We start from the raw sequence: 11,528 nt of genomic DNA, 5'->3' as shown, positions 1-11,528 counted from the left end.
AGCTACCAACGCGGGACGTGCAACTCGCAACAGACATCCAGGCTCACGTCAGAAAACCAGGGCGGCGTGACGTCGATCGCGATTGTCCAGGCACCAACAGGGATCTGGCACGCAAGGGAATCGATGCCACGCCGTCAGGCTTTTACTGCGGTGTGGCCTTGCCCGGCTTGGACGAGCCGAACGGAATGACAATTCCGGCATGTGGAACCGTCGTGCCGGGGGTCTTGTTAGGGTAGAGATCGGTCGTGGTTGTTCCGACATAGGGCCCAACCGAATTGCCGTTGCCGGGTGTGACGGTGGTGGTCGAGACGGTACCGTTACCGATTGGCGACACCGTCTCGCTCTTCGTAACCGGCCCGACCGGCGTGTTGATTACGGTCTGGGTCGAGCTCGATTGGGCAAAAGCGGGGGCGGCGGCCAGCGAGACCAGCATCCCGGAAAGGACTAGACGCATCATGTTGCTAACTCCCGATTGAAGACTAGCCGCTCAGGGCGGCGAGACTCTCTCGTCGTTCGGGCAAGAATCCTCTGTGCACGGGGTCACGCCGCTGGAGTGATTTTTCGCACAGACTCCCATTCTGCATCGTCAGACCGACCTGGGCTCGGCCCGGTGCCGCAGTCAGGACGCGTTGCCACGGCACCGTTTTCTGGACCGTTGACTGATCGTCCACCTTCAAACCCGTGACGGCCAAAGCGAGCGGGCCAACCCCGCCGATCCGCCTTGCGAACGTGCTGGCGTCGCCGGGACATTGCCTGGCCTGAAAAGCAGAACCACCCGAAATAGATCAATCCGTTGTGGCACATTCCTCATTTGGCGCACGCCGCATGCTCGGCGATATTCGAATGGCGCCCACGAATATCCATTGTAGAGTGTGCTTCGTGGGCCCGAGTGGCATGGCAGAGGGGGATGAGCGTGCGTTACCTGAAGCAGTTGGCCCTGCCGGTTTCCTTCATCGCGCTTGGCATCGCGACCTTGTCGGCCACGGCTTCCTCGTCGCCGATGAACGAGACCGTCAACTACACCTATGACGAGCTCGGCAGGCTGGTGAAGGTCGAGAACAGCGGCAGCGTGAACAACAACGTCGTCTCGAACTACGCCTATGACAAGGCCGGCAATCGCACCAATGTGAAGGTCACCGGCGCGCCCTGACAGGCGTTACCGCTTTTCCGTCCGGGGCCGCATCTGCTGGCTGGATGTGGCCTGGGCATTTCCCAAAAATCGAACTGCGCATTGCTCCGCTCGATCGGGGCTCTCGCAATGCACTTTTCAAGATGAATTCAGGGGGCGAAGTGTTGAACCTTTTTGCTCGGCGCCGAGTGCTGCAAACGACTGTTGCCGCGACGGCATTGCTCTGTTCCTTCCCTGCCCTCGCGCAGCAATCCACCTTGTCGCCGCCGCGCCAGGACACGACCAGTTCCACCGGTGTGAGCTACCGCAGTGGAGCACTTTCCCTGAGCGAGGAGGACCTGTCGATTGGCGGCGGTGCGCCGACCGGCCTCTCGCTGCACCGCAATTACAACAGCGGCGTCACCGGGATCGGGCCTGGCGCGAACTGGACGTTCAACGCCGATGGCTATGTGAGCATCGAAGCACTTCCGCTCTATCCCGGAGATGTGCCGGTCACCGGCAACGAGCCCTATGTCTACAATGTCGTGATCGGCGGCAAGACGATCGGTTTTCTCGGGGGCAGTGTCTATGGCGGGCCAAACGGCCCCTTTGCCGGCGGCCCGGTGGGAACCTACCAGCCTGCACTGCCGAGCGGTGCCCAGCTCGTCTTCAATGGCTCGAACCCATTCACCGGGAACTACACGTTCACCGATTCCGATGGATCGGTGGCGAACTTTTCACCTGGACCAAGCGGGCGGATCACCAACCTGACGATGCCAGACGGCACCCGGCTGGAATACACCTATATCTCTGGGCAGACCGTCAAGTTCATCTCAAGCAATCGGGGCTGGGCACTGCTGTTCGAAAGCGCAACCAAGGTTTGCGCGGTCAACCTGGCGCAGTCCTATGTCACGGCGGGGTCGACATGCCCGGCTGATGCCCAGTCCGTGACCTATGGCACTGTTAGCAGCACGTACACATCCGGTGCGGGGATGCCACTTCTCACCTCCGCAACGCGCGGAAACCAGACCACGACCTATACCTACAACGCCAAGGATCACCTGAACTGCGTAAGGGATCCTGGCCAGGCGGTCTGCAAGATACAGACGACCTATACCGAGTGCCCGAACGACCCCAATGGCCTGGGCATCCAGTACCAGCTCCACCTGCGGGATTATGTCAGCAGCCAGCAGGACGCGACAGGCAAGGCCTACGCATTCTCGTACGCCAATGGCAGCGCTTTCCCGGCAGGATGCCCGAAGGGGCAGCAGGACCCCAACGAGGATTTTCGCGCGTTCACGGCCAGCACCGCGACGATGACCGAGAATGGTTCGGCATCCACCGTCGTGACGCTGGACCCGAGCGGGATGCCCAGCGAGATAGCCGACCCCCTCGGACGAAAGAGCAGTTTCGGCCTGGAGGCGGTTTCAGGTCCTTGGGGTTCGTACATCCTGGACACGACGATCAAGAGTGTCGCGCGCCCGGAAGGCAATTACGAAACCTACGCCTTCGATGCCCGCGGCAACATCACCGGCAAGACGGTGAAGGCGAAGCCGGGCTCCGGGCTTGCGGATCTGGTGACCGGCGCGGTCTATCCGGCCAGCTGTGGCAACACCAAGACCTGCAACAAGCCGACGAGCGTGACCGACCCGCGGTCGAACGCGACCAGCTATACCTATGACGCGACGCATGGCGGGGTGTTGACCGAGACGGCGCCGGCGGATGCGAACGGGATCCAGGCGGTCAAGCGCTACGCCTATGCGCAGCGTTATGCCTGGATCAAGAATGCGAGCGGCGGCTTCTCCCAGGCGGCGAGCCCGGTGTGGCTGCTGAGCGAGGAGCGCAGCTGCCGGGCGACGGCGACGGTGGGCAATGCGTGTGCCGGCGGCGCGGCGGACGAAGTGATCGTCGCCTACGATTATGGCCCCAGCACCGGCTCGGTCGGCAACAACCTCCTGCTCCGCGGGAAGACCGTCACCGCACAGGATTCCGACGGCGCCATCCGCAGCCTGCGTACCTGCTACGGCTATGACCGGGACGGCAACAAGATCTGGGAAACGAGCCCGCGCGCCGGGCTGGCAGCCTGCTACTGAAGGGGGATGGCATGAACCGCATTTTGCTGGGGCTGCTGGCCTCCTCGACTCTGGTGCCGGCCGCGGCCTTCGCCCAGGCTTCACCGTCCGATTTCACCAGCGCGACGCGCTATGACACCGAGCGCCGGGTGACCGGCACGATCGCGCCGGACCCGGACGGCTCAGGGTCGCTGCATCATCCAGCGGTACGCAACAGCTACGATGCTGCTGGGCGGCTGGTGAAAGTCGAGAAGGGTGAGCTTTCCGGCTGGCAATCCGAAGCCATCGCCCCATCCGCCTGGTCGGGCTTCACGGTCCAGCAAACGGCAGAGACGACCTATGACGCAATGGACCGCAAGCTGGTCGAACAGGTTCGCGAAGGCGCGGCGGGGGCGATCTATCAGCTGACCCAGTACAGCTACGACGCATTCGGGAGGCTGGAATGCACGGCGGTGCGGATGAACCCGGCAGCATTCGGCTCGCTGCCCGCAAGCGCCTGCACGTTGGGGACACAGGGCAGCCAGGGTGCGGACCGGATCACGCGCAACATCTACGATGCCGCCGGCCAGCTGCTGCAGGTGCGCAAGGCAGTGGGTACGGGCCGGGAGCAGGCCTATGTCACCTACAGCTATACGACGAACGGCAAGCAGGAATATGTCGTCGATGCCAATGGCAACAAGGCGCGGCTGACCTATGACGGCCATGATCGCCAGGTGCAGTGGCAATTCCCCTCGACCAGCACGCCCGGCAGCTATGACGGCTCGACCCCGGCCAATGCGCTGGCGACTTCGGGCGCGGTCAATACCAACGACTATGAAGCCTATGGCTATGACGCCAATGGCAACCGGACGAGCTTCCGCAAGCGCGACGCGCGCAGCTTCGCCTTCGCTTTCGATGCGCTCAACCGGATGACATCGAAGATCGTGCCGGACGCTTGCGTTGCCGGCTATGCCTGCACCAGCGTGAGCGCCAGTTCGGTGCGCGATGTCTATTACAGCTACGATCTGCGAGGGCTGCAGACCGCCGCGCGCTTCGACAGCGCGAGCGGCGGCGATGCGGTGCTGAGCGGCTGGGACGGGTTCGGGCGGCAGGCCTCGAGCACCACCAGCATGGGCGGGGTGAGCCGCAGCCTGGGCTATCAATATGATGCCAATGGCAACCGCGTTCGGGTGACGCATCCCGACGGCCATTCCGCCAACTATTACCGGGATGGCCTAGACCGACTCTATTATGCCGATCTTGATGGAACAGTCCGGCTTTTTTATCCGCCCTATGATTCTGCCGGCCGAGTATCGTCACTCTATCGCTGGAACAACTATATATGGGACTGGGCGGTAGGGACGAACTACGGTTACGACGGCATTTCGCGTTTGACGAGCTATGGGCAGAGCTACTTGAGCGGTGGCAATGTCACGACGACATTGGCCTATAATCCGGCGAACCAGATCGTCAGCCGCGCGCGGGACAATGACGATTATCGCTTCACCGGCCACGTCAATGTCGATCGCAACTATGCGGCCAACGGGCTCAATCAATATACGGGCGCGGGTGGCGCCGCATTCGCCTATGATGCGAACGGCAATCTGATCTCCGATGGCAGCACCAACTACGCCTATGACGCCGAGAACCGGCTGGTAGCGAGTTCGGCGGGCGTTGCCCTCGTCTACGATCCGCTTGGGCGCCTGTACCAGGTCTACCGCGGTGGCGTCAGCGATACCCGCTTCCTCTATGACGGCGATGCGCTCACAGCTGAATATGATGGATCGGGTAATCTGCTGAAGCGCTATGTCCATGGCGCTGCGGACGGCGAGGATGATCCACTGGTCGAATTCGACGGCACCAGCCTATATCCAGGCTACTTGCTCGCGGATCATCAGGGCTCGATCGTCGCGCTGGCCGACGGGAGCGGCAACCGCGTCGCGGTGAACAGCTATGACGAATATGGCATCCCCGCCAGCGGCAATAGCGGGCGCTTCCAGTACACCGGCCAGGCCTGGATCCCCGAGCTGGGCATGTACTACTACAAGGCCCGCATCTACTCGCCGACGCTCGGACGTTTCCTGCAGACCGACCCGATCGGATATGAGGATCAGGTCAATCTGTACGCATATGTCGGGAATGATCCAATCAATGGGCGAGACCCGACTGGAACAGAATGTGATAATTCCAGTAACGGTAGTACCCATTGCGTCTCTACTGGAAAATATGACGTGACATTCAAGACTCCATCAGGCTTCCAAAATACCGACCCGAAGGCCAGAGATTACCACACCTATGAGAAACCCAATGCCTCACCTCTTAATGCGGCACAAACTCGAGAATGGGTGAAGAATAATCCTACGCCCGGAACGCCATCTCCGGCCACTCCTCAGGGTACACCGAACGATGCATCTCCTACAGGCACGTCTTGGATAAAATCGAGCCCAGTGACGTCATTCTCGGTAGAAAATAAGACCACCGGCAATATGGTAGTGGTCAATGTGACCATGCCGGGACATCCACTTGGCAACGGGATCGTCGTGCGAGATGTAACCGCGAATACCAATGGCACCTCGACAATAAGAAATTACGGCGAGGGTAATGGATTTTTGCAATCCAAGGATTCATGGGTCTCAGGATTGATTAATGACGTATGGACCTCACCGAGCATGAGACCCCCGCCCGTTCCTGCGCCAAAATGGGATCGTTGTGTATCACACCCGGGAGCTTGCTAGGAGGGCCATCATGAATTCTATGCTCAGGGGATTTTTGATTGCTCCAGCCATCCCTGGATTGATCGTGTTTTTTATTGCTATTTCTCAGGGAGGATTCTGGGAGGGCGTGTGGGCCGCGCAAGGCATATCGATTGTATCGTATATTGCTGCCATCTTTGTTGGCGTTCCACTTCACCTGTTTCTAATTCGATGCAAGAAACGAAGCCTTCTTATTTACACGATTTCTGGCATTATGTCGGCCATTATTCCAATTTTACTTGTGATTATAGTTCCATTTCATAATAGTAAGACATCGCAACCCCTCTCCTCTCTGTATCCGCTCATTGGGGTGATGGTTCTGGCAGGAGGAGCAGTTGCTGCCGTATTTTGGCTGATTGCGCGCCCAGATCTTGGGCAGGAAGGAACCGCGAGGTGACGGCGGCCTGCTACCAAATGGGGCGATAGCATGAACCGCTTTCTGCGGTTTGGCCAACACCTCAGTTCGCGCTTGGCACTGAACAAGTAGGAAATCGCGACTCACATCATGATCAAACCGGGCCGCCATCCGGATCTCGTCCGCCTGATCGAGCCCGATCGGACGGTACCTGCGATTAGCCGGCGGATAAGGCCTTCAACAGCGCCATGAGCTGATCGTTGCTGAATGCTAACAATGGGCGCCAACCTCGTCGTTCATCTGCGCAAACCGACGCTGCAGGGCCATGATTTCCAGCGCGAGGAACATCATACTGATTGTAGCGGGTTGCCCGCCGTCGTGCCCTGTACCGGCACGATGCCGATAGGCGAGGGCGGACCGCACCAGAGCTGATAGCCGGGCCTGCCCGGGCTTTCCGCTGCAATACGCGGGCACATTGGGACTGGCCCGAGAAGATCCGGAAAACAAGGCCGGGAATCCAGACTCGGATGAGACTTGATTGCTGATGAGCACCTGTCGCAGTCATCAATCAGGTTTCCACCAGGCCCTCGCCTGCAACCCGGACGAGAGTTGCGGCCTTTCAGTTCAACTGCGGGGATCGTGTTGAAGCATCAGGCCGTGCGCTGCATGAAATGCCGGCGGCACAGGGCCACATAGCGCTCGTTCCCGCCCACTTCGCGCTGCTCGCCCTGGCGCACGGCATTGCCCTCGGCATCGACGCGCAGGTTCATCGTCGCCTTGCGCCCGCATTCGCAGACCGACTTGATCTCGACCAGCGAGTCGGCGAGCGCGAGCAGCTCGGCCGAGCCGGGGAACAAGGCCCCCTGGAAATCGGTGCGCAGGCCGTAGCAGAGCACCGGGATGCCCACTTCGTCGGCGAGATGGGCGAGCTGGCGGACCTGGACGGGGGAGAGGAACTGCGCCTCGTCGACCAGGATGCAGGCGAGCGGCGACTTGTAATGCTCGTCCTCGGCGACGCGGCGCAGGTCGGTCACCTCCTCGAAGGGGACGGCGGTGGCGCTGATGCCCAGCCGCGAATCGATCACGCCCTTGCCGCCCCGGTCATGGATGCCCGCGGTGAACAGTAGCGTGCGCATGCCGCGTTCGCGATAGTTGAAATCGGCCTGCAGCAGCGTGGTCGATTTCCCCGCGTTCATCGAGGCATAGTAGAAATAGAGCTTGGCCATGCGCGATCTGCGCCCGGCGGCGGCACGCGGTCAATCACCGCGCCCGCTTAATCCTGTGGACGCGGGCTCACTCCCCGGCGCCATCCTCGTCGCCCAGATCCTGGGCCACCTTGGGATCGCGGAGCAGCTTGTCGATATGGCTGCCCTCGTCGAAGCTCTCGTCCGCCAGGAACTTGAGCTTGGCCGCGTATTTCATCTTCACCCGATTGGCGACTTCGCGCTGGAGATAGGCGGTGTTGGTGCGCAGCGCCTTGATCACCACTTCCTCGTCCTTGCCGAGCAGCGGCTTCACGAACACCGTCGCGTGACGCAGGTCGGGCGACATGCGCACTTCGGTGATCGAGACCATGTGCTTGGCGAGCACCTCGTCATGCACGTCGCCGCGCTGGAGGATCTCGCTCAGCACGTGGCGCACCTGCTCGCCGACGCGCAGCAGGCGGACGGAGCGTTCTTCGGTGGTGGTCGTGGTCTTCATATCTCTTCTCCCTCTCCCCTCCAGGGGAGAGGGCCGGGGAGAGGGGCAAGTGCAATGCGCCCTCGACTGCCCCCTCTCCCCAGCCCTCTCCCCGCAAGCGGAGAGAGGGAGAGGTAATTACAGCGTGCGCTCGCGCATCTCGACTTCGAAGGTCTCGAGATAGTCGCCCGCCTTGATGTCCACGAAGTTCTGGCTGAACGTGACACCGCATTCCAGGCCGGCACGCACTTCGGGGACGTCGTCCTTGAAGCGGCGCAGCGAGGCGATCTCGCCCTGGTAGATGATGACGTCGTTGCGCGTGATGCGCGCCTTGAGCGCCTTGCGGATCGCACCCTCGGTGACCAGCAGGCCGGCTGCCTTGCCGTGCTTGCCCGCCGAGAAGACTTCCTTGATCTCGGCGCGGCCGACGACGGTTTCGAACGCTTCCGGACCAAGCTGGCCGGCCATGCCGGCGCGGATCTCGTCGGTCAGGTCGTAGATCACGTCATAATATTTGAACGCGACCTTGTTGCGCTCGGCGATCTCGCGCGCCTTGGCGTTCGGACGGACGTTGAAGCCGATGATCGGGGCACCCGCGGCACCGGCGAGCGACACGTCGCTCTCGGTGATGCCGCCGACGCCGGCGTGCAGCACGCGCGCCTTGATGTCGTCGGTGCTGATCTTGTTGATCGCCGCGACGATCGCCTCGACCGTGCCCTGGGTATCCGCCTTGACGACCAGCGGATATTCCATCGCCTGCTTTTCCTTGAGCGCCGAGAACATGCTCTCGAGGCTGGCCGGCGCGTTGGTCGTGCGCTTCTGGAGCGCAACGCCCGAGCGGTACTCGGCGACTTCGCGGGCACGCGCCTCGTTCTCGACGACCTGGAGCGGGTCACCCGCCATCGGCACGCCGGAGAGACCGAGGATCTCGACCGGAACCGAAGGACCGGCTTCCTTGACCTGCTGGCCCTTGTCGTTGACCAGCGCGCGGACCTTGCCGCTCTCGGCGCCGACGACGAACACGTCGCCGACCTTCAGCGTACCGCGGTTGACCAGGACGGTGGCGACCGGGCCGCGGCCCTTGTCGAGCTTCGCCTCGATCACCGTGCCTTCGGCCTCGCGGTCCGGATTGGCCTTGAGGTCGAGCAGTTCGGCCTGGATCTGGATCTTCTCGATCAGGGCGTCGAGGCCGATCTTCTTGAGCGCCGAGACTTCGACGTCCTGCGTCTCGCCGCCCATCTCTTCGACGATCACCTCGTGCTCGAGCAGACGCTCGCGCACGCGCTGCGGGTTGGCGCTGTCGAGGTCGACCTTGTTGATCGCCACGATCATCGGCACGCCGGCCGCCTTGGTGTGATTGATCGCCTCGATCGTCTGCGGCATCAGGCCGTCATTCGCGGCGACCACCAGCACGACGATGTCGGTGATGTCGGCACCGCGGGCGCGCATCTGGGTGAACGCCTCGTGGCCCGGCGTGTCGAGGAAGGTGATCTTCGACTTGTCCTTCAGCGTGACCTGATAGGCGCCGATGTGCTGGGTGATGCCGCCGGCTTCGCCCTTCACCACATCGGTGCCGCGCAGGGCATCGAGCAGCGAGGTCTTGCCGTGGTCGACGTGACCCATGATCGTCACGACCGGCGCGCGCGGCTGCAGCGTGTCCTCGGCATCGGCCTCGGCCACGTCCAGATCGACGTCGCTCTCACTGACGCGCTGCAGGTTGTGGCCGAATTCGGTCACGAGCAGCTCGGCGGTGTCCTGGTCGATCGTCTGGTTGACGGTGACCGGCATGCCCATCTTGAACAGCGCCTTCACCAGGTCGGCGCCCTTCTCGGCCATACGGTTGGCGAGTTCCTGCACGGTGATCGCCTCGGGGACGACCACGTCGCGGACCTGCTTCTCGCGCGGCGCCGACGAACCACCGTACGAACGACGATGCTCCTTCTCGCGGGCACGCTTCAGCGCGGCCAGCGAACGGGCGCGGGCACCATCCTCGCCGCCCAGGGCGCGATTGACGGTGAGCTTGCCCGACTGGCGGCGATCGTCGCCCTTGCGGTCACGCTGCTGCGGACGCGCAGGCTCGGGGCCACGGCGCACCGGCGCACCGCCCGCCGGGGCGGGACGCGATGCGGGCGCACCGGCACCGGCGGGACGTGCAGCCTGGGTCGGAGCCGGAGCCGAAGCCGGGGCAGCTGCCTCCGGCTTGGGCTCGGGCTTGGGCTGCGGCTTGGGAATCTCGGGACGCTGCACCGGCGTGAACAGGCGCGGCGCGGGGCGGCTCGGATCGAGCTGCAGCGCGACCGGGGCCGGCGGCGGAGCCGGAGTGGGCGCGGGGGCCGGAGCCGGTACAGGCTTGGGCGCAGGCGCAGGAGCGGCGGCCTCCACCTTGGGCGCTTCCGGAACCGGTGCGGGCACGGGGGCCGGAGCAGGCGTCGGCTCGGGCGCCGGCGGCGCCTTGGCGGCTTCCGCCTCGGCGCGTGCCTTCTCCTCGACGCGACGCGCTTCGGCCTCTGCTGCGTCGGCACGCTCGCGCTCCTCACGACGGCGCGCTTCCTCAAGCGCGTTCATGCGCTGCTCGTCGGCTTCGCGCAGCAGACGCGTCTGGCGCTCCTGCGCCGACTCGTTCGAGACGGGCGGGCGCGGGGCGGGCGGCGGAGGCGGCGGGGCCGGCTGCGCGGGGGCAGCGACCTGCGGCTCGGGCGCAGAGATCGGGCCTTCCGCCGGACCTTCGCCCGGCTTGCGGAACACGCGTGCCTTCTTGGTCTCGACGATGACCGTGTTCGAACGGCCATGGCTGAAGCTCTGCTTCACTTTGCCCGTCTCGACCGTGCGCTTGATCCCCAGCGGCGCGCGCATGCCCAGTTTCGGCTTTTCGTTGTCGGTGTCGCTCATGCGCTGCCTAAAGTCCTTCAGTCTGTCGTTCGTCGTCAGACGCTTCCGACGGAAGCGCCGATGCGCCTTGCGAAGCGGTTTCGCAAGGGCGGGAGGTGGAATCGGGTCCGATAAAGTGCAGCCACCGATCGAGCGCTTCGCGCGTTCGGGCGGCTGCTTTGGCGTCGGTCAGGCCGGCATGTACCACATTTTCGCGGCCTAGCGCCAAGGACAATATGGTGCGCGGGATCGGCAATGTTAAGCCCTTGCGCCCGCTTCCTTCTTCATCGAGGCCGACGCGCCAGGCCTGGGCGAGCTTGCGCGCCCCGTCCTCGCTCGCGTCGCTCGCGTGGAGCAGCAGGTGGAGTCGGCCGCTGCGCCCGGCTTCCTGGATGCGGTCGCCGCCGATCGCGATGTTGCCGGCCTTGAACTCGAGGCCCAGCCGGTCGAGCGCGTTGCGCTGCAACTGCTCCTCGATCCGCGCGCCGAGATCCTCGGGGATGCGCAGCTCGGCGCCCTTGAAGGCGCGGGCGAGCACGCCCTTGAGCTTCTTGCCCGAAGCTTCGAGCTCCGCCCGCGTCACGCCGATCCAGGCCCCGCGGCCCGGCGCCTTGGCACGGACATCGGGCAGCACTTCGCCGTCCGGCGAGAGCGCGAGACGAATCAGCCCGTCGCGCGGAGCTTCCTCACGCGACAGCACGCAGGTGCGCATG

9 protein-coding genes are annotated in these 11,528 nt (G+C 63.5%); 4 read left to right on the top strand and 5 right to left on the bottom strand.

Annotation, left to right across the window (positions count from 1 at the left end):
- Positions 1-142: 142 nt before the first annotated feature.
- On the bottom strand, positions 143-457 hold the full coding sequence (locus GGR46_RS17985; RefSeq protein WP_183999386.1) for a hypothetical protein: 315 nt from the start codon (positions 455-457) through the stop codon (positions 143-145).
- A 456-nt stretch (positions 458-913) separates the two neighbouring features.
- Between GGR46_RS17985 and GGR46_RS17980 the strand changes: the two genes are divergently transcribed.
- The 4 genes from GGR46_RS17980 to GGR46_RS17965 all read left to right on the top strand — a co-directional run bounded on the left by GGR46_RS17980 (position 914) and on the right by GGR46_RS17965 (position 6,309).
- Positions 914-1,150, top strand: a complete 237-nt coding sequence (locus GGR46_RS17980) for a hypothetical protein (RefSeq protein WP_184000139.1) — start codon at positions 914-916, stop codon at positions 1,148-1,150.
- Between the two features lie 275 nt (positions 1,151-1,425).
- Entirely contained in the window at positions 1,426-3,201 is a 1,776-nt protein-coding gene (locus GGR46_RS17975) for a hypothetical protein (protein ID WP_183999385.1), read from the top strand.
- 11 nt (positions 3,202-3,212) lie between these two features.
- The gene (locus GGR46_RS17970; RefSeq protein WP_183999384.1) at positions 3,213-5,894 is read left to right on the top strand and encodes an RHS repeat-associated core domain-containing protein; all 2,682 of its coding nucleotides are present in this window, start codon (positions 3,213-3,215) and stop codon (positions 5,892-5,894) included.
- Positions 5,895-5,904: 10 nt separating this feature from the next.
- A complete protein-coding gene (locus GGR46_RS17965; protein ID WP_183999383.1) occupies positions 5,905-6,309 on the top strand; it encodes a hypothetical protein in 405 nt (134 codons plus the stop codon).
- A 608-nt stretch (positions 6,310-6,917) separates the two neighbouring features.
- Here GGR46_RS17965 and GGR46_RS17960 read toward each other — a convergent pair.
- The 4 genes from GGR46_RS17960 to GGR46_RS17945 all read right to left on the bottom strand — a co-directional run bounded on the left by GGR46_RS17960 (position 6,918) and on the right by GGR46_RS17945 (position 11,527).
- Positions 6,918-7,493 carry a thymidine kinase gene (locus GGR46_RS17960; RefSeq protein ID WP_183999382.1) on the bottom strand — a complete coding sequence of 192 codons (576 nt, stop codon included), beginning with the start codon at positions 7,491-7,493 and terminating at the stop codon, positions 6,918-6,920.
- 67 nt (positions 7,494-7,560) lie between these two features.
- A complete protein-coding gene (gene rbfA / locus GGR46_RS17955) occupies positions 7,561-7,968 on the bottom strand; it encodes a 30S ribosome-binding factor RbfA (RefSeq protein WP_183999381.1) in 408 nt (135 codons plus the stop codon).
- Between the two features lie 117 nt (positions 7,969-8,085).
- Positions 8,086-10,836, bottom strand: a complete 2,751-nt coding sequence (infB, locus tag GGR46_RS17950; RefSeq protein WP_183999380.1) for a translation initiation factor IF-2 — start codon at positions 10,834-10,836, stop codon at positions 8,086-8,088.
- Between the two features lie 7 nt (positions 10,837-10,843).
- Positions 10,844-11,527: a DUF448 domain-containing protein gene (locus GGR46_RS17945; protein ID WP_246426208.1), complete on the bottom strand. Its 684-nt coding sequence runs from the start codon at positions 11,525-11,527 to the stop codon at positions 10,844-10,846.
- Position 11,528 lies beyond the last annotated feature (1 nt).

Source organism: Sphingomonas kyeonggiensis (genome assembly GCF_014196745.1).
Lineage (GTDB): Bacteria > Pseudomonadota > Alphaproteobacteria > Sphingomonadales > Sphingomonadaceae > Sphingomonas > Sphingomonas kyeonggiensis.
The sequence above is the reverse complement of the archived record's forward strand: the minus strand, read 5'-3'. Positions and strand labels throughout refer to the sequence as shown.

Coding starts and splice junctions, on each gene's coding strand:
- GGR46_RS17985 (WP_183999386.1), bottom strand. CDS start 457: ATGATGCGTCTAGTCCTTTCCGGGATGCTGGTCTCGCTGGCCGCCGCC.
- GGR46_RS17970 (WP_183999384.1), top strand. CDS start 3,213: ATGAACCGCATTTTGCTGGGGCTGCTGGCCTCCTCGACTCTGGTGCCG.
- GGR46_RS17965 (WP_183999383.1), top strand. CDS start 5,905: ATGAATTCTATGCTCAGGGGATTTTTGATTGCTCCAGCCATCCCTGGA.
- GGR46_RS17960 (WP_183999382.1), bottom strand. CDS start 7,493: ATGGCCAAGCTCTATTTCTACTATGCCTCGATGAACGCGGGGAAATCG.
- rbfA (WP_183999381.1), bottom strand. CDS start 7,968: ATGAAGACCACGACCACCACCGAAGAACGCTCCGTCCGCCTGCTGCGC.
- infB (WP_183999380.1), bottom strand. CDS start 10,836: ATGAGCGACACCGACAACGAAAAGCCGAAACTGGGCATGCGCGCGCCG.
- GGR46_RS17945 (WP_246426208.1), bottom strand. CDS start 11,527: ATGCGCACCTGCGTGCTGTCGCGTGAGGAAGCTCCGCGCGACGGGCTG.